We start from the raw sequence: 20,002 nt of genomic DNA, 5'->3' as shown, positions 1-20,002 counted from the left end.
GTTCGCCCCCATCCGATCACATCCGCGCCGCGCGTACCCGCCGAACGGGGTGCGCCGCCCGACGTTCTCCGTCCGGCCTCGTGCGCGGGCCGAGCGGTCAGGCGGCCCGCTCCTCCTCCGGCCGGGCCGGACGCGGCACCCGCGGGGCGGCCTCGGCGTCGGCGGCGGCCTCCGCCAGCCAGCGGCGCAGGACCCGGTGGACCTGCTCGGCGCCGACGATCTCGGCGCCGCCCTCGGCCGGCGGGGAGCACAGCAGCGGCGACAGCAGGAACGGGCGGCCCTGCTGCCCGCCGAGCCCGCCGTGGGAGCCGATCTGCTCCTCGAAGGCGAGCACTTCGCCGTCGTCCGGGTCGTGGCAGGAGTTGACCATGATGTCGGCGGTGTGCGGGAAGGAGTGGGTGCGGCGCACCGCGTCGGCCGCGCCGGGCCCGAACACGGCCAGCGGTCCGGGGTCGGTGTCGAGGGCGGCGAGGGGTGTCTCAGCGCCGCGCGCGCCGAGCACCACGCCGCCGTGCTCCTCGCTGCGCACCAGCAGGAAGCCGATGCCGGGGTGGTTGGCGAGGGTGGGCAGCAGCGCGGGGTGGCGGGCGTCGATCTCCTCGCGGCTCATGCGGTGCGGGACGTCCGGGAAGGAGACCAGGCCCAGGTTGCCGGAGGCCAGGACGACGGGTTCGCTGCGGCGGCCGGCGGGCCGCCGCTCCCGCGGCTCCTCGGCCGGGCGGCGCAGCGCGGCGCGTACGGCGGCCCGCGCCTCGGCGCCGCTGCGGGTGCGCTCGGCCCTGCGGGGCACATGCAGTCCGCAGCCGGCCCGGACCAGGTCGCCGAGGGTGAGTCCGTAGCGGGCGTGGAAGGTCTCGCCGGGGCTCTGCCCGTGGTCGGACAGGACGACGATCCGGTAGGGGCGCGGGGCGTGCTCGGCGACCTTCTCGATCAGCGCCAGGGAGCGGTCCAGGCGGCGCAGCACCTTCGCGGCGTCCCTGCTGTGCGGTCCGGAGTGGTGGGCGACCTCGTCGTAGGCGACCAGGTCGGCGTAGACGGCGGTGCGGCCCGCGAGCAGGTCGCCCACCACGGCGGCCACGACGACGTCCCGTTCGACGACGGTCGCGAAGGCGCGGACGAGCGGGTAGAGGCCGCCGCGGGAGACGCGCGGGCGCTGCTCCCGCATCCGGGCGCGCAGCGACTCGCCGATCTCGCGGCCGACCTCGGCGCCGAAGGACAGGGCGGTGCGCACCGCGTTGGCGGGGTCGCAGAAGTAGGCGAAGTAGCCCGCGCGGGAGCGGGTGCCGCGGCCGCGGCGGGCGGAGACGGACAGCACGAGGGCGAGTTCCCCGGCGCCGCCGCTGAACAGGTTGCCGCGGCTCGCGCCGTCGTCGCCGAGGAGTCCGCCGTCGCCGGTGCGGGCGACGGCGCGGCGCTGGAGTTCGACCGCGCTCGACGGCCGGTTGCAGACCATGACCTCGCCGGTGTCCTTCTCGTACCAGCGGAAGGCGGGGACGTCGTGGTTGCTGCCGTGCAGGATGCCGAGCTGGCTCGCGCCGGTCTGGCTGGACCAGTCGGTGCGCCAGGGCGTGAGCCGGTGGGTGGGCGGGTGCGCCGGGGTGATGTCCGGGGCGGTGTCCGCGCCCGTGCCCTTGCTCTTGCCCTTGCCGTTGCCCGTGCCGGTGCCCAGCCAGCGGGCGACGGTCGGCATGAGGCCCCGGTCCACGGCGTCCCGCAGCACGTCGTGGCCGACGCCGTCGAGCTGGATCAGGACCGTGCCGGGCGTGCCCGAGCAGGGCGGCTGCCGTCTGCGGCGGCGGTCGGCGAGCCGGTGGAGTCTGCGCCGGTACGCCTCGTCGTCGCGCACGGCGAGGGCGCCGCCGGTGGCGGAGGCCACCGCGGACATCACCGCGGCCACGATGACGGCGGTCTCGGGGGCCGCCTGCGGGTTCCCGGAGGGATTGACGCGCAGGGCGAGCAGGAGCAGCGAGCCGTTGAGGAAGAACACCAGCAGGCCGAGGACCAGCGCGGGCACGAGCAGCAGCAGCCGGACCAGCAGCGGCCAGACGACGGCCGAGAGCACACCGAAGGCACCGGCACCCAGGGCCGCGGTCACCGCGATGGTGGTCGCGCTGTCGCCGTCGGCCGACTGGAGCCGGAAGTCCGGCAGGATCCCGGCGAGCACCAGCATGGTGACCGTGGAGACGGCCCACACCGTGATGCTCCGTCCCGCCTGACTGGCGGCCCGCCGCCACCACCCGCCTCGCACGTCCGCACCTCACGTCCCGGCCCGGGTCGTCCGCACGGGCCCGGTCCAGCTTGTCACACGGCGGGAGCGCACCAGCCCGTCGTCCACAGGCCGCGGCAAGGCACCGTCCCGTCGTCCACAGGCGGCCGGGCCCGTCGGGCCGGGCGGCGCGTCACAGCCGGTCAGCGGCCGTCGTAGCCCGCCGTCGGCATGGACAGGCGGCGGTGGACGCGGGCCTTCATCTGGGCGTCGTAGCAGGGTTCGGCGGTGCCGACCGTCTCCACGCGCACCCCGCGCCGCGCGCACTCCGCGGTGAACTCCTCCACGGAGGACAGCGCCCGCTCCAGCACCCGGCGGCTGGGCGCCACGAACAGGTCCAGACCCGGTCGTACGCCCTCCCACAGGGCGCGGTGGTCGGTGCGCAGCCCGCCCACGAGCAGTTCCCGCGCGATCACATAGCCGTGCTCGGCGGCCCAGCGCGCGCACATCGCGTGCTGACTGCGGGAGTCCACGAGGAAGGGGTCCTCGTTCAGCTCCTCCAGGGGAGTCAGACTGGCGATCGCCGTCACACGGACCGGCGTCGCGACGCCCTGGCCGCGAGCGTCCCGCACATCTCCCATGGAGTCTCCCTCACCTCCGGGTTCTGCCCGCCGACCCTACCCCTGCACGTAGGCTCAGGGGGAGTCGCGCGAAGGAGGCAAAGAAGGTGCCGGTGGAGATCACCTGGTGGGGTCACGCGACGTGCACGGTCGAGGATTCGGGCGTGCGTGTGCTCACCGATCCGCTGTTCGCCCGCCGGCTCGCGCATCTGCGCCGCCGCCGGGGCGCACCACCGCCGCCGGACGCCTGGCGGGCCGACCTCGCGCTCGTCTCCCATCTGCACGCCGACCATCTGCACCTCCCCTCGCTGGCCCGGCTCGCCCCGGGCACCCGCGTGCTGGTGCCGCGCGGCGCGGCGCGGGCGGTGCCGGGGCTGCGCCGGCTGGCCGGGCTGCGGATCACCGAGGTGGCGCCCGGTGACCGGTTCGAGGCGGGCGGGCTCGTGGTCCGGGTGGTGCCCGCGCGCCACGACGGGCGGCGGCTGCCCGTGGGACCGCACCGCTCACCGGCGCTCGGCTACGTCGTCGAGGGCGCCGCCCGGACGTACTTCGCCGGGGACACCGGCCTGTTCGAGACGATGGCCGAGGAGGTCGGGCCGGTGGACGTGGCGCTGCTGCCCGTGGGCGGCTGGGGCCCGTACCTCGGGGAGGGCCATCTGGACGCCGGGCGGGCGGCGCAGGCACTGGCCCGGCTCGCGCCACGCAGCGCCGTCCCGGTGCACTACGGCACGTACTGGCCGATCGGGATGGACGCCGTGCGCCCCCATGAGTTCTACGCGCCGGGCGAGGAGTTCGTGCGCCATGCCGCGCTGCGCGCGCCCCAGGTGGCGGTGCACCGGCTCGGGCACGGGGAGAGCGTACGGCCGGAGGTCGCCCGGTGATACGGCTCGCCGCCGCCGTCACGACGGTGGTGCCGCCGGAGTCCACCCAGCAGGCGCTCGGCTATCCCTCGCTGTTCCTGCTGGTGCTCATCGGGGCGCTGGTGCCGGTGGTGCCGACCGGGGCGCTGGTCAGTTCGGCGGCGGTGGTCGCCGTGCACCAGACGGCGCCGTTCTCGCTGGGGCTGGTGTTCGTGACGGCGTCGCTGGCCGCGTTCCTCGGGGACGCCGCGCTGTACTGGCTGGGGCGGCGCGGGCTCGGCTCGAAGAACGGCTCGCGCTGGCTGGAGGCGATCCGCTCGCGCGCCCCCGAGGACCGGCTCGCGCAGGCGCAGGAGAAGCTCACCGAGCACGGTGTGGCGGTGCTGGTCCTGTCCCGGCTGGTGCCGGCCGGGCGCATACCGGTGATGCTGGCCTGCCTGCTGGCCGGCTGGCCGCTGCGCCGCTTCTCCCGGGGCAACCTGCCCGCCTGTCTCGCCTGGGCGGCGACGTACCAGGTGATCGGCATCCTCGGCGGGTCGCTGTTCCGGGAGCCGTGGGAGGGCGTGGCCGCCGCGATCGCCGTGACCGTGCTGGTCGGCGCGGCCCCGGCGGTGTGGCGCCGGCTGCGCCGCTCGGCGCCGGTGCACCGCTCGGGCTGACCAGGAGGGGCGGGCCAGGGCCCTGCCGAGAGTGCGCGGGGATGCCTGGCGAGGCCGCGCGCCGGTCAGGACGGCAGGACCGCCGAGGCGCCCACCGGAAGGTCCCACAGGTCCTCGCGGGCCAGGCCCGCCCGGTGCCAGGCGGCGCGGACGCGGGTGAGGGGTTCCAGCACGGGCTCGGCGGAGAGCACGAAGGTGCCCCAGTGCATCGGGGCCATCCGGCGCGCGCCGAGGTCCTGGGCGGCGCGGACGGCCTCCTCCGGGTCGCAGTGCACGTCGCTGAGCCACCAGCGCGGGTCGTAGGCGCCGATGGGGAGCAGGGCCAGGTCGATGCCGGGGTAGCGGCGGCCGATGCGTTCGAACCAGTGGCCGTAGCCCGTGTCGCCCGCGAAGTACACGCGCTGCCCGTCGGGTGCGGTGAGCACCCAGCCGCCCCACAGGCTGCGGCAGGTGTCGGTGAGGGTGCGCTTGGACCAGTGGTGGGCGGGGACGAAGTCGACGCGTACCCCCGACAGTTCGGCCGCCTCCCACCAGTCCAGCTCGGTGACGCGGGTGAACCGGCGGCGGTGGAACCAGCGGCCGAGTCCGGCGGGCACGAACACAGGGGTGTCGCGCGGGAGCCTGCGCAGGGTCGGGGCGTCCAGGTGGTCGTAGTGGTTGTGGCTGACGACGACCGCGTCGACGGGCGGCAGCGCCTCCCAGGGGACGCCGACGGGGGTGATGCGGGCGGGGGTGCCGACGATGCGGCGGGACCACACCGGGTCGGTCAGGACGGTCAGCCCGCCGATCCGCACCACCCAGCTGGCGTGCCCGGCCCAGGTGACGGCGACGGTGCGGTGGTCCACGCGGGGCAGCGGCCCCGGCTCGTACGGCAGCAGCGGGACGTCGGCCAGTCCCTCCCGGCCCGGCCGTACCGCGCCCTCCCGGGCGAACCGGGCGAGGGCCTTGAGACCGGGCAGCGGGGCGGTGAGCCGGTCGTGGAAGGCGCGCGGCCACACCCGCCGCTCCCCCAGCGGGCGCGGTTCGGCCAGCGGCGGGAACGGGGCGGGGGCGGGAGCGCCGCCGGGGCGCGTGGCCGTGGGGGCGGCGGTCGGGGTCGGCTCGGTGGTCGCGGTCGCGGTCGGGGTCGTGGTCGGCTCGGACTGCTGCGTCATCGAGGAGGCTCCCATCGCTGAGCGTCGTCACGGAGACCGTCGAAGACGGACCTCAAGGAGATCAACGCGCTTCGCGGGTGCGGCAGTTCCAGCGGATCGGGGCAGGTGAGGCACGCCGCGCGCTCCTCGTCCGTGCCGCCGAGCAGGTCCGCGCAGGACAGCCGGACCCGCAGGGGGCCGAGGCCGTCCCCGAACCGGTGGCCGCCGGGCGCGGCGATGCCCAGCCGGGCGCCGAGGAAGTCCTCCAGTTCCTGCGCGTCGCCGACCCCGAGGGCGGTGAGCGCGGGGCGCAGCGGGCCGAGGTCGGCGTACAGGTGGCGGCCCGCCTGCGGCGGCGGTGCCAGGGCGCCCGCGGCGACCACAGCGGCGTGCACGGCGCGGGCCACGCGCGCGTGCAGGCGCACGGTGGCGGCCCGGCGCTCGGTCACGGGCGCGGGTTCGTCCAGCGCGTAGGCGGCAGCGGCGGCGACGGGTTCGGCGATCCGGGCGTCCAGCGCGGTGAGGACGTCGAGCAAGCGCGCGTGCAGGGCGTCGCCGGTGGCGCCGGCCGGGAAGCGGGCGAGGGCGGCGGGCCAGCCGGCCGGCAGGAAGGCCCCGGCGAGGTCGGTGACGACGGTGACCCGCTCGGGCAGCATCTCGGCGGGGCTGAGCAGCACCGTGCCGTGCGGCGCGTGCACGGTGTCGCGCCAGGTCTCGTCGGCCACCAGGTGCAGTCCCTCGCCCGCCGCGGCCTCTACGGTCTGGTGCAGCAGTTCCGGCGGGGCCACGGTGGCGGTCGGGTCGTCCGCGACGGACAGCACCAGCAGCCGCGGGTCGCCGCCCTCGGCGCGGACCCTGCGCACGGTCTCCAGCAGGGTGTACGGGTCCGGTACGCCGCCGCTCCCGGCCGGTGTCGCGACGGAGAAGGCGGGCCTGCCGAGCAGCCGCGCGGACGGCGCCCACCAGGCGGCGCAGGGCCGGGGCACGAGGACGTCGCCGCCGAGCGCGGCGGTCAGGGCGAGCAGCAGCGACGGGGCGCCGGGCGCGGCCGCCACCCGCTCGGGCCGGGTCGCGAGCCCGCGCCGCGCCCAGTATCCGGCGGCGGCGTCCAGGAGCGCGGCGGCGCCGCCGATCGGCCGGTCGCGGCGCCGGCCCGCGGCGGCGGCCAGCGCCTCGCACAGCTCCGGCAGCACCGGCAGCCCGTCGTCGGGCAGCGCCGAGGGCCCGTAGCGCACCGGCCCGTGGCCCCGCCCCTCGGGGACCGTCCGCCGCATGGCCGCCACCTCCGCGCAGTCCCTGACTCCCGGCCGGACACCGGGTCCGGTCCGGCTGCCGTGCCGGACACCGTGCCCTGCCTCCGTGGTGCCGTACGGGCCCGGCGCTTCGGGCTCGGGCCGTCCGGCGGCACCCGGCACCGCCGGTCCGCCGCCGCGTCCCGCACGGAAGAGGTTCCCGCACGGTCCGGACCGGCACACCTGGCGTGCGGGTACCCCGCGGACCGGCCCCCCATGGGAGGCCGGTCGCGGCGCGGCGGGTGCGGCGGCCGTGGAGCGCTCGGTTCCACGCGGGGGCATGCCGTGTCCCGCGGGCCCGGTCAGCCGTCCGCCCGCCTGCGCCGCCACATCCGGTGGGCGGCACCGCAGAGCGCGCTCGCGATGAGGACGCCGCCGCCGATCAGGGCGGGCAGGGACGCGGTGAAGGAACCGCCCGTACCGGCCTGCACCCCGTGCTCGGCCGCCGCCCCCTGGCACGAGTCGTCCGCCCCCGGCCGGTCGTCCCCGCCGCCGTACCCGCTCCTGCCCGGGACGCCGCCGGGTCCGCCGTCCCGGTCCGCGCCCGTGTCCCCGGCGCAGCCGGAACCCGGGGTGCGGCCCGACTGGTCGCGCGGGGGCGTGTCGCGGCCCGGGGCCCGGGTGGCGGCCTCGTCCCGGCCGGGCGTGCGCGAGGGCGTGGCGTGGGGCGTCTGGTCCCGGCCGTCCTGGGCCGGGGAGGTGCCGTGCGCGGGGTCGTACGCGTACGGGGACGGGCCGGTGACCGGGTCGCCGGGCACGGTGCCGACCTGGGGGCCGGTGTCGGCGAGCGGGTCCTGAAGGGGGTCCGGGGAGGCCGCCTCGCGGGCCGGGTCGTGGGCCAGCGCGTCCTGGAGCACCGGGTCGTCGGCGGGGTCCTGGAGCGCGCCGTCGTCCCCGCCGGACACGTCCGGCGGGTCGGGTACGCGGGCGGGGGCCGGGGCGGCGTCCCGGACTCCCGCACCCGGCCCGCCGTCCGGCGGACCGTCCTGCGCGGGCGTGGGCCCGACCGCCGCGCCGCTCCGCGCCCCGGCCGCACGGACCCCGGCGTCCGTGCTCCCCACCTTCACGGCTGCGTCTTTCACATCTTTCACGTCTTTCACGACCACGACGTCGCCGGCCGCCCGTACCCCTCCGGCCCGACCGGCATCACCACCACCGCGGACACCGCCTCCCGCGCAGGAACCGCCCTCCGGCAGCCCGCGACCGGCGGCGTCCGCCGCGACCGGCCCGGCCGTCGCCGGGGCGCAGGCCGCGCGGCCCACGAGGGCAGCGCCGGGGCCCGCCGCCCGCCGGACGGAGTCCGGGGTCACGGCCGGGGACGCGGCGGCGGCCTGCGCGGCGGAGCCCGCTATGAGCCCCAGCGCGGCCAGGGCGGCGGCGGGCAGGACGCGGGGGGCGGTACGGCGCATGGGCGGAACTCCTCGGACCGGCGGACGACGGACGGTGAGCGGTGAGCGGTGAGCGGCGGACACTGCGGCACGGGACGGACGGCGGGCGGCGGACAGCGGGGCACGGGACTGGACGGCGGGCGGCGGACAGTGGGGCACGGGACGGACGGCAGACAGAGGGCAGGGCCAGGGGCCCGGAAGAGGCGAGCGCGGTGGCCGTGCCTCTCCCTTCCGCCATCACAGCCCCGGGCGCCGCCCGGCGCGCGCGGCCGGGCACCATTCGCGGGACGGCGGCGGCCTATCGGGTGACCTCGCGCGCCGGTGGGCGGCGCGGGCTCCGGCGTGTTCCGGCGGGCGCCGCGGGCTGCGGCATCCGGTCCGGAAAGGCCGTGTCGGCCCGGCGTGCACGGGTACGCGGCAGCCACCCCCGACGATCTGGAGGGAGACATGCAGCGAGGCAGCGACCGGCTGAGTGTCCACCGTGACGACGAGATGAAGCACGAGTTGCAGGGCCTGCTCCGGTCCGGCCATCCCACGCGGAGCGAGGAGTGGCACGACCCGGAGCCGACCGCCGAGGACGACCCCGAGGTGTGGGGCGGACCGGTGGCCCCGGGCGGCTCCCGGGCCTCCCTGGAGACCGTGCGCCTGGAGCTGGCCAGGATCCTCGGCCGCAGCGCCTTCCCGGCGGACCCGGGCGAGCTGGCCCGCGTACTGCGCCGCAAGAACGCGCCGGACGCGCTGGCCGACGCCGTGGAGCGGCTGCCGCGCCGGACGCGGTACGCCAACGTCCAGGAGCTGGCCGAGGAAGTGACCCACCACGAACGCGCCTAGGACCTGGCCGACAGGCGGCGGAACGACTCCGAACAGGCGACGGAAGGACTCCGAACCATCATGCGCATCGCATTTCTGACCGCACCCGAGGGCGTGGAGCAGATCGAACTGACCGAGCCGTGGAAGGCCGCGAAGGGCGCCGGGCACGAACCCGTGCTGGTGTCCACACGGGCGGGCGAGGTGCAGGGCTTCGACCACCTGGACAAGGCGGACACGTTCCCGGTCGACGAGGTCGTCGGGGAGACCTCCGCCGACTCGTTCGACGCGCTGGTCCTGCCGGGCGGCGTGGCCAACCCCGACTTCCTGCGCACGGACGAGCGGGCCGTGGCGTTCGTCAAGGGCTTCTTCGACCGGGGCAGGCCGGTGGCGGCGATCTGCCACGCGCCCTGGACCCTGGTCGAGGCCGATGTCGTGCGCGACCGCGTGCTGACCTCCTGGCCGAGCCTGCGCACGGACATCCGCAACGCGGGCGGCACCTGGGTCGACGAGCAGGTGCAGATCTGCACGAACGGCCCGAACACGCTGGTCACCAGCCGCAAGCCGGACGACCTCAAGGCGTTCGACGAGGCGTTCCTCGACGTGCTCGCGCAGCAGGGGCCGACCGGCGGCTGAGCCGGTCGCCGGCGCGGCGCGGACAGCCTCCGCCGTGCCCGCCGCCCGCGGCCGTGCAGAGCGGCGAGCGGGCCGGCGGGCACGGCTGCGCCCGTCGCCGGGGCGAGAGCCCACCGGGACGCCCGGACACTCACCGGTACGCCGGACGCTCACCGGTACGGGGCCAGTTCGGGGCCTCAGCGCTCCCGGCGCTCCCGCGCGCCCTCCCGGGTCCGCCCCGCCGCGACCAGCCGCCGCGGGTTGCGCCGCAGGAACTCGCCCTCCAGCTGGGCCATACGGCCGTTGTGGGCCCGCAACGCGTCGTCGGAGCCGTACAGCAGGGTGTCGTGGCGCGTGCGGTGGATGGTCTCCAGCTCCTTCATGAGCTGCTGGTCGTCCAGGCGGCCCGGGTCGACTCCGGTCATGGTGGTGCCCCGCTCGTCGTGTTCGTCCATGCGGCCCGGGTACCCGCCCGGCGCACACCGCCACCGAACGGCACCCGGGAGGGAGCCATGGATCTCGCCTTTCTCCATCCACTGTACGAACACCCGGGCCCCTGGGCGTCGGTGTACGTCGACACCTCCCGTCCCACGGAGGACAGCGCGCGCGAGCTGCGTCTGACGGCGCGGGCGATGGCCGGCGACCTGGCGCAGCGGGGCGCGGACGAGGCGACCTGCCGGGCCGTGGAGGAGGCGGTCGAGGAGCTGCGCCACTCCCCCGACCCGCACGGGCGGGCCTTCTTCGCACGGGCCGGGACGGTCGTCCTGGACCCGCGTCTCGCCCGGCCACCGCTGGGCGGCAGCCGGGCCGAGTGGGGTCCGCTGCCCCGGGTGGGGCCGCTGCTCGACCTGGCGGGCGAGGACCCGGTCGCGATCGTGGCCTACGTCGACCGCAAGGGCGCCGACTTCGAGCTGCGCAGCGCGCTGGGCCGCCGGGAGGCGGGCACGGTGACGGGGCGGCAGTGGCCGCTGCACCGCACGAGCGGCGCCGACTGGTCGGAGCGGCACTTCCAGCTGAAGGTCGAGAACACCTGGGAGCACAACGCCGCCGAGATCGCCGACGCGCTCAGCGTCTGCCAGGACGAGACCCGGGCCGATCTGATGATCATGGTCGGTGAGCAGCGGGAGCGGCACGAGGTGCGCGAACGGCTGCCGGAGCGGCTGCACGACCGCGTGGTGGAGGCCACCCACGGCTTCGGGAGCAGGCTGCTGGACGAGGACGTGGAGCAACTGCGCGCCGAGCACGTACGCGACCGGATCGACGGGGAGCTGGACCGGTTCCGGGCCGCCCGCGCACCCGACGACGCGGGCCGCGCCGGTGCCGTGGAAGGGGTGCCCGCGCTGGTCGAGGCGGCCCGCGAGCACCGTATCGAGGAGCTGCTGATCCGTCCCGAGGCGGCGGACGCCCACCGCGAGGTGTGGGTCGGCGAGGACCCCGACCAGCTGGCGGCGCGCCGCGGGGAGCTGCGGACGCTCGGTGAGCGGCACGCGTGGGCGACGCGCGCGGACGACGCCCTGATCCGCGCGGCGGTGACCACGGACGCCGCGGCCCTTTCCCTGACGCCGGTGTGCCCCCTGCCGACGGGCGCCGCGCCGGCCGGGGGCCTGGGCGCCCTCCTGCGCTGGCGCTGAGCACTCCTCCGCCTTCTCACCGCCGGTCCGGCCGCGCAGGAGGGGCTACCGGGCCCGCTCCACACGCCGCTCGTCCCAGACCGGTTCCGCCGTCTCGCGGAGCCGGCCGTCGCTGCCGAAGACCAGGTAGCGGTCGAAGGAGCGGGCGAACCAGCGGTCGTGGGTGACGGCGAGGACGGTGCCCTCGTACGCCTCCAGGCCCTCCTGGAGGGCCTCGGCGGACTCCAGGTCGAGGTTGTCGGTGGGCTCGTCCAGGAGCAGGGCGGTGGCGCCCGCCAGTTCGAGCAGCAGGATCTGGAAGCGGGCCTGCTGGCCGCCGGAGAGCCGGTCGAAGGACTGCTCGGCCTGGCCGGTCAGCTCGTAGCGGCGCAGCCGGGACATGGCGGCGCCCCGGTCCTGGGAGTGCTCGGTCCACAGGATGTCCAGAAGGGTGCGCCCGGCCAGCTCGGGATGGGCGTGGGTCTGGGCGAAGTGGCCGGGCTCCACGCGCGCGCCCAGCTTCCACGCGCCCGTGTGCGCGACGTCCCCGCCGGCCAGCAGCCGCAGGAAGTGCGACTTGCCGGAGCCGTTGGAGCCGAGGACGGCGACCCGTTCGCCGTAGAAGACCTCCAGGTCGAACGGTTTCATCAGGCCGGTCAGCTCCAGGCCCTGGCAGGTGACGGCCCGGATGCCGGTGCGGCCGCCCTTGAGCCGCATCCGGATGTCCTGCTCGCGCGGCGGCTCCGGCGGCGGCCCGGCCTCCTCGAACTTGCGCAGCCGGGTCTGGGCGGCCTGGTAGCGGGAGGCCAGCTCATGGCTGACGCTGGCGGCCTGGCGCAGGTTCAGCACCAGCTTCTTCAGCTGGGCGTGCTTCTCGTCCCAGCGCCTGCGCAGCTCCTCGAAGCGGGCGAAGCGCTCGCGCCGGGCCTCGTGGTAGGTGGCGAAGCCACCGCCGTGCACCCAGGCGTCGGCGCCGGCCGGTCCCGGCTCGACCGAGACGATCTTCTCGGCGGCGCGGGCGAGCAGTTCCCGGTCGTGGGAGACGAACAGGACGGTCTTGCGGGTCTCCCGCAGCCGCTCCTCCAGCCAGCGCTTGCCGGGCACGTCGAGGTAGTTGTCGGGCTCGTCGAGCAGCAGCACCTCGTCGGTGCCGCGCAGCAGCGCCTCCAGGACCAGCCGCTTCTGCTCGCCGCCGGACAGGGTGCGCACCTGCCGCCACTGCGCCTTCTCGTAGGGCACGCCGAGCGCGGCGGTGGTGCACATGTCCCACAGGGTCTCGGCCTCGTAGCCGCGGGCCTCGGCCCAGTCGGCGAGCGCCTGGGCGTACCCCAGCTGGGCGGCCTCGTCGTCGACGGTCATCAGGGCGTGCTCGGCGGCGTCGACGGCGCGGGCGGCCTCCCGCACGCGCGGCGGCGCGACCGACACCAGCAGGTCGCGTACGGTCGTCTCGTCCCGGACCGAGCCGACGAACTGGCGCATCACGCCCAGGCCGCCGCTGACGGTGACGGTGCCGCCGTGCGGTTTCAGCTCGCCGGAGACCAGCCGCAGCAGGGTCGTCTTGCCCGCTCCGTTGGGCCCGACGAGGGCGACCACCGCTCCCTCGCCCACTCGGAAGGACACGTCGCCGAGGAGCGTCCTCCCGTCGGGCAGGTGGTACTCCAGGTGCGCGGCTTCCAGATGTCCCATGGTCACGCATTGTGCGGGCGCGCCCGGGGCGGCGGCAAACCCTTAACGGGTCACCGGCCCGCACGCCCGGTCATCCGGCGTCGACCGGGCGGCCCGCGGGTCCGCCCTCGCGCGCGGGCGTGACGAGCGCGCCCGCCCAGGACAGCGCCTGCCACCCGTCGTCGGGCGAGCCCTCCAGGACGACCACGCCGGTGTTGCGCAGCGGGTGGGCGGCGGCGAAGTCCGCGTCCAGGTTGCGGGCGCGGACGGCGGTCCACAGGCGGATGGCCGCGCCGTGGCTGACCATGGCGACGGTCCGGGCGCCGCTGCCCGCGGCCTCGGCGACGACCGCGTCGTAGCGGGCCAGCGCCTCGGCGCCGCTCTCGCCGCCCGGTCCCGGCATCCGCAGGTCGCGCTCGCCGTCCGCCCAGGCCAGGACCGTACGCATGTAGAGCCGGCCGCGTTCGGTGTCGCCCGGTTCGCGCTCCAGGTCGCCTGCGGCCAGTTCGCGGATGCCGTCGCGGATGTGCACGCCGAGGCCGCGGGCGGCGGCGAGCGGGGCGGCGGTGAGCTGGGTGCGCACCAGGGTGGAGGCGTACAGCGCCTCGATGTCCTCGTCGGCGAGCGCCTCGGGCAGCGCGGCTGCCTGCCGGGTGCCGAGTTCGGTCAGGCCGGGCCCCGGGGCGGCCGTGTCCAGCAGCGAGGCGACGTTGGACGGGGTCTCGCCGTGGCGGACGAGGAGCAGGCGCATAGGTGGTCCCGGGTGCGGAGGCAGTGGCGTGCCGTGCGCGCCCGGGGCGGGGTCCGGCCCGCGCACAAGAAACGGCCGCTTCAGGGTAACGGTGCCTGTATGAGCCCAGACCTCGACCTCACCTCCCCCGCCGCCGCGGGCCGCGGCGCCCGTACCGGCCTGACCCGGCTGCTCGCCGCGGACGCGTGGCTGTTCCGCGCGGCGGCCGGACGCCGCTGGCCGGGCGCGGGCCCGGTGCTGCCCCGGCTGAGCCGGAGCGCCGACCACGGCGTGCTGTGGTTCGCGACGGCGGCGGCGGTCGCGGCCAGCCGCAGCCCGCGCGCCCGCCGGGCCGCCGTACGGGGCCTGGCCTCGCTGGGGCTGGCCTCGCTGACCGTGAACACGCTCGGCAAGCGCTCGGTGCGCAGGCCGCGCCCGGACCTGGGCCCGGTGCCGCTGGTGCGCCGGCTGGGGCGGCAGCCGATCACCACCTCCTTCCCGTCCGGGCACGCGGCCTCCGCCGCCGCCTTCGCGACCGGGGTGGCCCTGGAGTCCCCGGGGTGGGGCGCGGCGGTGGCGCCGCTGGCCGTCTCGGTGGCGGCCTCCCGCGTCTACACCGGCGTCCACTTCCCGAGCGACGTGCTGGCGGGCGCGGCCCTCGGCGCGGGAGCCGCGTTCGCCGTACGGGGACTGGTCCCGGCGCGCGCCCAGCTGGTGCCGCCCGCCCGGCCGCGCGCCGAGGTGCCCGCGCTGGCGGAGGGCGAGGGGCTGGTGCTGGTCGCCAACGACGCCTCCGGCACCTCGGACCGGGCCCGCGCCCTGCTGGACGTGCTGCCGAAGGCGGAGGTCGTCGCGTGCGCGCCGGAGGACGTCGGGGACGCGCTGGAGGAGGCGGCGGGCCGGGCCGTGGTGCTCGGTGTGTGCGGCGGCGACGGCACCGTGAACACCGCCGCCCGGACGGCCCTGCGCCATGGCCTGCCGCTCGCGGTGCTGCCCGGCGGCACGCTCAACCACTTCGCGTACGACCTGGGCGTGGAGGACGCCAAGGACCTGGGCCGGGCGGTGCGGCGCGGGCACGGGGTGCGGGTGGACGTGGGCCGCTTCACCTCGGGGCGCGGGCAGGGGATCTTCCTCAACACCTTCAGTCTCGGGGTGTACCCGGAGCTGGTGCGGCTGCGCGAGCGGTGGACGGACCGGATCGGCGGCTGGCCGGCCGGGGTGCTGGCGGCGCTGCGGGTGCTGCGCGCGGACCGCCATCCGCTGGAGGCGGAGGTGCAGGGCCGCTGCCGCCCGATGTGGCTGCTGTTCGCCGGGAACGGCACCTACCACCGCATGGGGCTCGCGCCGGGCCGCCGCCTCGACCTGGCCGACGGGGTGCTGGACGTCCGGGTGGTGCACGGGGGCCGCAGGCCCGCGCTGCGGCTGCTGTCGGCCGCGCTCGCGGGCCCGCTCACGCGCTCCCCCGCCCACGCGGCCGTCCAGGTGCGCCGGCTGCGGCTGGCCGGTCTGGAGCCGGGCACCCTCCTCGCCTACGACGGTGAGGTCACCGAGGTGGAGGGCGAGGTGCGCCTGGAGAAGCTGCCCGAGGCGCTGACGGTCTACCGGCCGCTGCCCGGCGCCTGACCCGCATCGGCACTGACGAACCGTCAGCCCGTATGGTGAAACGCGGGTCTCATCATTCGGCATGCGCGCGTACCGTGATCCGTACCGCCCCGGGGCCGCGCGGCCCGTGCGGGGACAGGTCAGGAGAAGGGGTACCGCCATGCCGGAACCGCGGGAGACGGCCGTCTACACCCATGGGCACCACGAGTCCGTGCTGCGCTCGCACACCTGGCGCACCGCCGCCAACTCGGCGGCCTACCTGCTCGGTTCGCTCAAGCCGCACATGAAGGTCCTGGACATCGGCTGCGGCCCCGGCACCATCACCGCCGACCTGGCGGAACTGGTGCCCGACGGCCATGTCACGGGCGTCGACCGGGCGCCGGGCGTCCTGGAGCAGGCCCGCGCCACGGCGGCCGGACGGGGACTCGGCAACATCGACTTCGCCGTGGCGGACGTGCACGCCCTGGACTACCCGGACGACACGTTCTGCGTGGTCCACGCCCATCAGGTGCTCCAGCACGTCGGGGATCCGGTGCGGGCGCTGCGCGAGATGCGGCGCGTGACGCGGCCCGGCGGGATCGTCGCGGTCCGGGACGCGGACTACGCGGCGATGACCTGGTACCCCGAGGTGGCGGGTCTTGACGACTGGCTGGACCTGTACCGGCGGGTGGCGCGGGCCAACGGCGGCGAGCCGGACGCGGGGCGGCGGCTGCGCTCCTGGGCGCTGCGGGCGGGCTTCCCGGAGTCCGCGGTGACGGCGACCTCCGGTACCTGGACCTACGCCACCGCCGAGGAGCGGGAGTGGTGGAGCGGGCTGTGGGCCGACCGCACACTGGCGTCGGCCTACGCCGAGCGGGCCACCGCCGGCGGCCACGCCACCGAGGAGGAGCTGCGGGCCGTGGCCGGAGCCTGGCGCGCGTGGGGGCGGCGGGAGGACGGCTGGTTCGCGGTCCTGCACGGAGAGGTTCTGTGCCGCAAGGAAGGCTGATTCCCTCGCGGACTCTCCGACTCCCCCGGTCCCGGGGCGTTCCCGGTCGTTCCGGTTCGTTCCCGGTCGTCCCCGGGGCATTGCCAGGTCATTGCCGGGTCATTGCCGGGGAAGCAGCGGTCCCAGCGGTCCGAGGTCCAGATTCAGGTCCTCGGGCCGCAGTCCGTAGCGGTCGCGCAGCTCGGCCATGCGGTCCTCCAGCAGCATCAGCGTCAGACCGATCCGCTCCTCCTGGTCCTCGGACAGGTCCCCCACGTCGAAGCGGCGCACGGCCTGCCGCTCCATGAGCTGGCGCAGCAGCTCGACCACGGTGAGGACGAGTTTGACCAGGTCGCGTTCGACGGTGTCGGGTTCCAGCTCCAGACGCTTGCGCGCGCTCACGACGGTTCCTCCAGGGGTTCGCGGGGCTCCTGCGGCCCTTCGACGGCCATGAGAGGGTCGAACGGCGAGGGGACCTGTGCGTTCACCGAGCTGATCAGCGCGTTCAGATCGATCCGGACCAGGTCGACGTCCGCGATCCGCAGCGTGACGTCGCCCGTGATGACGACCCCGCCGGCCAGCAGCCGGTCCAGCAGGTCGACCAGGGCGATCTCCCGGCGCTCGATGACGGTCATGGGTTCTCCCCGGCATCACCCTCGGGGTTCTCCCCGGCGAACGAGTACGCAGCCCAGGGGCCCGTCAGTTCCACCCGCAGCCCCGGTGCCTCGTCCTTCGTGCGGTCCACGAGTTCCACGAACTCCTCGGAATGCGCGCGCGGCACCAGATAGGCGGCGTTGAGCACGTTCTGCCCGGCGGCGCCGGAGAGCGCGGGATTCTGCGGGGCGTGCAGCCGGGACTCCTCGGCGAACGCCGACAGCTTGCCGTGCAGCCGGGTGGCGAACGTCTCGGCCCGCTGCCACCGGTCCTCGTGGGCCCGGGACTCCTGCCGCCGCTGCCGCAGATAGTCCCGGCCGGACGCGGGCCTGCGCCCGGCGCCCGCGGCCGCCGGCTCCTCGGACCGCTCGGGCTCCACATACACCTTGACGCCCCACTCCACCCGGCCCTGGAGGCGCTCCAGGGTCCGCCGGAAGTGCTCCTCGCGGGACTCGATCATCGCGCGCACCCCGCTGTCGTCCCGGAAGACCGTGGCCAGCCGCAGCGGGAGCGGGGTGGTGACGACGGTGAGCGCGTCGATGACGCCCTGATGGGCGCGGGCGGTGGCGGCGAGCCAGTCCAGGTCCTCCAGACGGGCGCGCAGCGCCTCCTCGGAGAAGTCCCGTTCCGGCACCTCGCTGACGACGGCGACCAGGCCGTGGTGGGTCAGCGACTTGGCCGGCGCGCCCGCGACCCCGGTCAGCTGCGCCTGGAGGGGCGCGCCGAGGGGGCGGCAGACGGCGTAGACGTACCGCAGTCCCGTCATGGTGCCTCCTTGCGGACCGTGCTGCCCTGTTCCAGTTCCTCGAGACGCGCCAGCCGCTCGCGCAGCGCGGCGTTCTCCCGGGTGAGCTCGTCGCGGCGGGCCCGGGAGGAGAGCGCCGGGTCGCTCTCCCACCAGTCGATGCCCATCTCCTTGGCCTTGTCCACCGAGGCGACGACCAGCCGGAGCTTGATCGTGAGCAGTTCGATGTCGAGCAGGTTGATCCGGATGTCGCCCGCGATGACGACCCCCTTGTCCAGCACCCGCTCCAGGATGTCGGCCAGATTGGCGCCGCTTCCCGAGCCGTACGGGTCCGGCAGCCTGCTCGGGGTCGTCATCGACGGCTCCCGCCCTCGGCGTACTCGTCCTCGTACTCGGCGTCTTCCTCTTCCGCTCCGCCCTCGTCGGCGTCCGCCGCCTCGTCCTCCGCGTCGCTCTCCTCCTCGCCCTCGGGCTCGTCCTCGTACTCGTACTCGTCCTCCGCCTCGTCCTCGTACTCGTCCTCGGGTCCCTCGCCGTCGCGCTCCTCCTCGGGCTCCTCCTCGGACTCGTAGGACTCCTCCTGGTCCTCCTCGGTGCCCTCGGCCTTCTCCTCCTCGGCGACCGCGTCCTCGTGGCTCTGGACGACCTCGCCGTCGCGGATCTCCCCGCGCCAGCCGTCCTCCGCCTCGCCCTTGAGGGTGATGAAGCGGGCGAAGTTCTTCAGGTCGAGCCGGGCGCGGCGGCCCTGGGCCCGCCAGATGTTGCCGGTCTTCTCGAAGAATCCGCTGGGGTAGTACTCCATGACCAGCAGGACGCGGGTCAGGTTCTCCTCCAGCTCGTGGAAGGAGACGACCCCCTTCGTGGTGCCCTTGGCGCCCTCCGACGTCCACTGGACGCGGTAGTCGGGGACCTGCTCGACGGTGTGGGCCTTCCAGCTCCGGCTGGACCAGAAGATCTTCGCCTGCCAGTCGGAGTGCGTGTCGTCGGCGCGGCTCGCGCTCTTGACGCCCTTGGCGAAGGTGCTGAAGTCCTGGAACTGGGTCCACTGGTCGTAGGCGGTGCGCAGCGGGACGCCGACGTCGACGGACTCGATGATGACGATCGGCTTGTTGCCACCGCCGCGTTTGCCCTTGCCCTTGCCCTTGCCGCCGCCCAGGTTCTTCAGGGCGCCCATCACACTGTCCTTGGCGTGCGAGGCGCCCAGCTCCAGCGCGGAGCGCACCGGCCCCTTGCCCTCGGCGACCTTCCGGCCGCCTTCGAGGGCGAGGCGCGCGAAGCCGGGGCTGTTGCCCTCGGCGATGTCGTTGAGCTTCCCGGTGGTCTCGCCGAGCTTGCGGCCGAGGCCGGCCAGCAGCCGCTCGGCCTGGGCGGACAGGTACTCCTGCGCCTCCGCCTTGAGCCGGTCGGCGGCCTCGCTGTGGGCCAGGTCGCCCAGCGGGCTGCCCTTGGCCGCTCCGCCCGCCGTCCTGCCCGCGGTCGAGGCCGCGGATCCCAAGGTCTCGGTCATCGTTCACCGCCGCCCTTCGCCGACCTGGACCGGGCGGCGCCGGAAGCCCGGCCGGCCGCGGCCGTCTTCTTCGCCGCCGCCTTGCGGGCCGGGGCTGTCTTCTTCGCCGCCGCCTTGCGGGCGGGGGCCTTCTTCGCCGCCTTCTCGGCGGGCTCCGCGGCCGGTGCCTTGCGGGCGGCCTTCTTCGCGGGGTCCGCGGGGCTCTTCTTCGCGGGCTCCTTCCTCCGGGACTCCTCCCGCGCGTCCTGCCCCTGGTCCTCGTCGGCCTCGCGGCCTTCGCCGCGGTCCTCGTAGTCGTCGTCGCCGCCGTCGCCGTCCTGGCGCCCGTCCTCGGCCCCGTCGCCGGAGCCGCCGTCCGGCACCGCACCGGCCAGTTCGTCGCGCACCTGGGCCGTACGGCCGTGCAGCCGGTCGGCGAGTGCCGTCATCTGCCGCTCGACCATCGCCCCGGAGGCCGCCTTGCCGACACCCCGCAGGTCCTGGCGCAGCTGGTCCCCGATCTCCTTGAACTGGGGGTTGTCCTTGAGCTGCTGGTTGAGCAGGTCCGCCAGGGCGCGCGGACCGAGGTTCAGCTTCTTGCCCGCGACCAGGCTGCCCACCGCGAAGGCGAGTTTCGCCTTCTTCGTCCGCCCCAGCAGATATCCGGCCCCTACCGCGAGGCCCAGTCCCACTCGGTTCATCGTGCCGTCCCCTCACCCGTCCCCGCGCCGCCGCGCAGGCCGATCTCCAGCCGGTCCAGAAGCTCGTCCTCCTGGCGGTCGAACTCCTCCTCGGTGATCTCCTCCGCCTCCAGACGCTCCTCCAGCCGTGCCAGCTCGGCCCGGACGGTGGCCGGGTCGTAGTAGATGCGCTCCGCCTCGCGCAGCACCTGTCTGATCGCCCAGGAGCTGCCGCGCGCCGGTGCGAACGGCAGCAGCAGCACCTCCGAGATCAGTCCCATGG

The 20,002-nt window shown here is 75.9% G+C and carries 22 protein-coding genes; 7 read left to right on the top strand and 15 right to left on the bottom strand.

The window, feature by feature from the left end; all coding sequences use genetic code 11:
• Positions 1-97: 97 nt before the first annotated feature.
• Positions 98-2,248, bottom strand: a complete 2,151-nt coding sequence (locus tag A8713_RS26630; RefSeq protein ID WP_064536126.1) for an alkaline phosphatase family protein — start codon at positions 2,246-2,248, stop codon at positions 98-100.
• A gap of 161 nt (positions 2,249-2,409) precedes the next feature.
• Positions 2,410-2,847 carry a hypothetical protein gene (locus A8713_RS26625; protein WP_064536124.1) on the bottom strand — a complete coding sequence of 146 codons (438 nt, stop codon included), beginning with the start codon at positions 2,845-2,847 and terminating at the stop codon, positions 2,410-2,412.
• An 86-nt stretch (positions 2,848-2,933) separates the two neighbouring features.
• Between A8713_RS26625 and A8713_RS26620 the strand changes: the two genes are divergently transcribed.
• On the top strand, positions 2,934-3,707 hold the full coding sequence (locus A8713_RS26620; protein WP_064536122.1) for an MBL fold metallo-hydrolase: 774 nt from the start codon (positions 2,934-2,936) through the stop codon (positions 3,705-3,707).
• Positions 3,704-4,345 carry a DedA family protein gene (locus A8713_RS26615; RefSeq protein ID WP_064536120.1) on the top strand — a complete coding sequence of 214 codons (642 nt, stop codon included), beginning with the start codon at positions 3,704-3,706 and terminating at the stop codon, positions 4,343-4,345. Before A8713_RS26620 ends, A8713_RS26615 begins: the two co-directional genes overlap by 4 nt.
• 65 nt (positions 4,346-4,410) lie before the next feature.
• Here A8713_RS26615 and A8713_RS26610 read toward each other — a convergent pair whose 3' ends face one another.
• The 3 genes from A8713_RS26610 to A8713_RS26600 all read right to left on the bottom strand — a co-directional run bounded on the left by A8713_RS26610 (position 4,411) and on the right by A8713_RS26600 (position 8,179).
• Positions 4,411-5,499: an MBL fold metallo-hydrolase gene (locus A8713_RS26610; protein ID WP_064536117.1), complete on the bottom strand. Its 1,089-nt coding sequence runs from the start codon at positions 5,497-5,499 to the stop codon at positions 4,411-4,413.
• On the bottom strand, positions 5,496-6,752 hold the full coding sequence (locus A8713_RS26605) for an aminotransferase class I/II-fold pyridoxal phosphate-dependent enzyme (RefSeq protein WP_064537732.1): 1,257 nt from the start codon (positions 6,750-6,752) through the stop codon (positions 5,496-5,498). The genes A8713_RS26610 and A8713_RS26605 overlap by 4 nt, the downstream gene beginning before the upstream one ends.
• A gap of 320 nt (positions 6,753-7,072) precedes the next feature.
• The gene (locus tag A8713_RS26600) at positions 7,073-8,179 is read right to left on the bottom strand and encodes a hypothetical protein (protein ID WP_064536115.1); all 1,107 of its coding nucleotides are present in this window, start codon (positions 8,177-8,179) and stop codon (positions 7,073-7,075) included.
• A gap of 426 nt (positions 8,180-8,605) precedes the next feature.
• On the opposite strand from A8713_RS26600, the gene A8713_RS26595 reads away from it, so the two are divergent.
• Together A8713_RS26595 and A8713_RS26590 are read left to right on the top strand one after the other, a co-directional pair.
• Entirely contained in the window at positions 8,606-8,989 is a 384-nt protein-coding gene (locus A8713_RS26595; protein ID WP_064537731.1) for a DUF2795 domain-containing protein, read from the top strand.
• Between the two features lie 60 nt (positions 8,990-9,049).
• Entirely contained in the window at positions 9,050-9,601 is a 552-nt protein-coding gene (locus A8713_RS26590) for a type 1 glutamine amidotransferase domain-containing protein (protein ID WP_064536113.1), read from the top strand.
• A gap of 176 nt (positions 9,602-9,777) precedes the next feature.
• On the opposite strand, the gene A8713_RS26585 is transcribed toward A8713_RS26590, so the two are convergent.
• A complete protein-coding gene (locus tag A8713_RS26585) occupies positions 9,778-10,035 on the bottom strand; it encodes a DUF6158 family protein (protein WP_064536111.1) in 258 nt (85 codons plus the stop codon).
• Between the two features lie 57 nt (positions 10,036-10,092).
• Between A8713_RS26585 and A8713_RS26580 the strand changes: the two genes are divergently transcribed.
• Positions 10,093-11,211 (top strand): baeRF2 domain-containing protein, encoded by a 1,119-nt coding sequence (locus tag A8713_RS26580; protein ID WP_064536109.1) that lies wholly within the window; start codon positions 10,093-10,095, stop codon positions 11,209-11,211.
• A gap of 45 nt (positions 11,212-11,256) precedes the next feature.
• On the opposite strand, the gene A8713_RS26575 is transcribed toward A8713_RS26580, so the two are convergent.
• Together A8713_RS26575 and A8713_RS26570 are read right to left on the bottom strand one after the other, a co-directional pair.
• Positions 11,257-12,876 (bottom strand): ABC-F family ATP-binding cassette domain-containing protein, encoded by a 1,620-nt coding sequence (locus tag A8713_RS26575; protein ID WP_064536107.1) that lies wholly within the window; start codon positions 12,874-12,876, stop codon positions 11,257-11,259.
• Positions 12,877-12,946: 70 nt separating this feature from the next.
• Positions 12,947-13,606 carry a histidine phosphatase family protein gene (locus tag A8713_RS26570; RefSeq protein ID WP_064536105.1) on the bottom strand — a complete coding sequence of 220 codons (660 nt, stop codon included), beginning with the start codon at positions 13,604-13,606 and terminating at the stop codon, positions 12,947-12,949.
• A 99-nt stretch (positions 13,607-13,705) separates the two neighbouring features.
• Between A8713_RS26570 and A8713_RS26565 the strand changes: the two genes are divergently transcribed.
• Both A8713_RS26565 and A8713_RS26560 read left to right on the top strand, forming a co-directional pair.
• Positions 13,706-15,208: a bifunctional phosphatase PAP2/diacylglycerol kinase family protein gene (locus A8713_RS26565; protein WP_064536103.1), complete on the top strand. Its 1,503-nt coding sequence runs from the start codon at positions 13,706-13,708 to the stop codon at positions 15,206-15,208.
• Between the two features lie 139 nt (positions 15,209-15,347).
• On the top strand, positions 15,348-16,175 hold the full coding sequence (locus tag A8713_RS26560; protein ID WP_064536101.1) for a class I SAM-dependent methyltransferase: 828 nt from the start codon (positions 15,348-15,350) through the stop codon (positions 16,173-16,175).
• Between the two features lie 99 nt (positions 16,176-16,274).
• On the opposite strand, the gene A8713_RS26555 is transcribed toward A8713_RS26560, so the two are convergent.
• The 7 genes from A8713_RS26555 to A8713_RS26525 are packed head-to-tail and all read right to left on the bottom strand — an operon-like array spanning position 16,275 to position 20,000.
• Positions 16,275-16,556, bottom strand: a complete 282-nt coding sequence (locus tag A8713_RS26555) for a gas vesicle protein K (RefSeq protein ID WP_064536099.1) — start codon at positions 16,554-16,556, stop codon at positions 16,275-16,277.
• Positions 16,553-16,789, bottom strand: coding sequence for a gas vesicle protein (locus A8713_RS26550; RefSeq protein WP_064536097.1), 237 nt, complete (start codon positions 16,787-16,789; stop codon positions 16,553-16,555). Before A8713_RS26550 ends, A8713_RS26555 begins: the two co-directional genes overlap by 4 nt.
• Positions 16,786-17,574, bottom strand: a complete 789-nt coding sequence (locus tag A8713_RS26545) for a GvpL/GvpF family gas vesicle protein (protein WP_064536095.1) — start codon at positions 17,572-17,574, stop codon at positions 16,786-16,788. Before A8713_RS26545 ends, A8713_RS26550 begins: the two co-directional genes overlap by 4 nt.
• A complete protein-coding gene (locus A8713_RS26540) occupies positions 17,571-17,909 on the bottom strand; it encodes a gas vesicle protein (protein WP_018571748.1) in 339 nt (112 codons plus the stop codon). Before A8713_RS26540 ends, A8713_RS26545 begins: the two co-directional genes overlap by 4 nt.
• Positions 17,906-19,060: an SRPBCC family protein gene (locus A8713_RS26535; RefSeq protein ID WP_064536093.1), complete on the bottom strand. Its 1,155-nt coding sequence runs from the start codon at positions 19,058-19,060 to the stop codon at positions 17,906-17,908. The genes A8713_RS26540 and A8713_RS26535 overlap by 4 nt, the downstream gene beginning before the upstream one ends.
• Positions 19,057-19,740, bottom strand: coding sequence for a hypothetical protein (locus tag A8713_RS26530; protein WP_064536092.1), 684 nt, complete (start codon positions 19,738-19,740; stop codon positions 19,057-19,059). Before A8713_RS26530 ends, A8713_RS26535 begins: the two co-directional genes overlap by 4 nt.
• Positions 19,737-20,000, bottom strand: a complete 264-nt coding sequence (locus A8713_RS26525) for a gas vesicle protein GvpG (RefSeq protein WP_064536091.1) — start codon at positions 19,998-20,000, stop codon at positions 19,737-19,739. Before A8713_RS26525 ends, A8713_RS26530 begins: the two co-directional genes overlap by 4 nt.
• Positions 20,001-20,002 lie beyond the last annotated feature (2 nt).

The organism is Streptomyces sp. SAT1 (assembly GCF_001654495.1).
Classification (GTDB): Bacteria; Actinomycetota; Actinomycetes; order Streptomycetales; family Streptomycetaceae; genus Streptomyces; species Streptomyces andamanensis.
The sequence above is the reverse complement of the archived record's forward strand: the minus strand, read 5'-3'. Positions and strand labels throughout refer to the sequence as shown.

Bases quoted from the DNA above. Each gene is read 5' to 3' on its own strand.
- A8713_RS26535 (WP_064536093.1), bottom strand. From the start codon at position 19,060: ATGACCGAGACCTTGGGATCCGCGGCCTCGACCGCGGGCAGGACGGCG.
- A8713_RS26550 (WP_064536097.1), bottom strand. From the start codon at position 16,789: ATGACCGTCATCGAGCGCCGGGAGATCGCCCTGGTCGACCTGCTGGAC.
- A8713_RS26540 (WP_018571748.1), bottom strand. From the start codon at position 17,909: ATGACGACCCCGAGCAGGCTGCCGGACCCGTACGGCTCGGGAAGCGGC.
- A8713_RS26590 (WP_064536113.1), top strand. From the start codon at position 9,050: ATGCGCATCGCATTTCTGACCGCACCCGAGGGCGTGGAGCAGATCGAA.
- A8713_RS26625 (WP_064536124.1), bottom strand. From the start codon at position 2,847: ATGGGAGATGTGCGGGACGCTCGCGGCCAGGGCGTCGCGACGCCGGTC.
- A8713_RS26525 (WP_064536091.1), bottom strand. From the start codon at position 20,000: ATGGGACTGATCTCGGAGGTGCTGCTGCTGCCGTTCGCACCGGCGCGC.
- A8713_RS26585 (WP_064536111.1), bottom strand. From the start codon at position 10,035: ATGGACGAACACGACGAGCGGGGCACCACCATGACCGGAGTCGACCCG.
- A8713_RS26560 (WP_064536101.1), top strand. From the start codon at position 15,348: ATGCCGGAACCGCGGGAGACGGCCGTCTACACCCATGGGCACCACGAG.
- A8713_RS26570 (WP_064536105.1), bottom strand. From the start codon at position 13,606: ATGCGCCTGCTCCTCGTCCGCCACGGCGAGACCCCGTCCAACGTCGCC.
- A8713_RS26545 (WP_064536095.1), bottom strand. From the start codon at position 17,574: ATGACGGGACTGCGGTACGTCTACGCCGTCTGCCGCCCCCTCGGCGCG.
- A8713_RS26565 (WP_064536103.1), top strand. From the start codon at position 13,706: ATGAGCCCAGACCTCGACCTCACCTCCCCCGCCGCCGCGGGCCGCGGC.
- A8713_RS26580 (WP_064536109.1), top strand. From the start codon at position 10,093: ATGGATCTCGCCTTTCTCCATCCACTGTACGAACACCCGGGCCCCTGG.
- A8713_RS26600 (WP_064536115.1), bottom strand. From the start codon at position 8,179: ATGCGCCGTACCGCCCCCCGCGTCCTGCCCGCCGCCGCCCTGGCCGCG.
- A8713_RS26595 (WP_064537731.1), top strand. From the start codon at position 8,606: ATGCAGCGAGGCAGCGACCGGCTGAGTGTCCACCGTGACGACGAGATG.
- A8713_RS26610 (WP_064536117.1), bottom strand. From the start codon at position 5,499: ATGACGCAGCAGTCCGAGCCGACCACGACCCCGACCGCGACCGCGACC.
- A8713_RS26605 (WP_064537732.1), bottom strand. From the start codon at position 6,752: ATGCGGCGGACGGTCCCCGAGGGGCGGGGCCACGGGCCGGTGCGCTAC.
- A8713_RS26575 (WP_064536107.1), bottom strand. From the start codon at position 12,876: ATGGGACATCTGGAAGCCGCGCACCTGGAGTACCACCTGCCCGACGGG.
- A8713_RS26530 (WP_064536092.1), bottom strand. From the start codon at position 19,740: ATGAACCGAGTGGGACTGGGCCTCGCGGTAGGGGCCGGATATCTGCTG.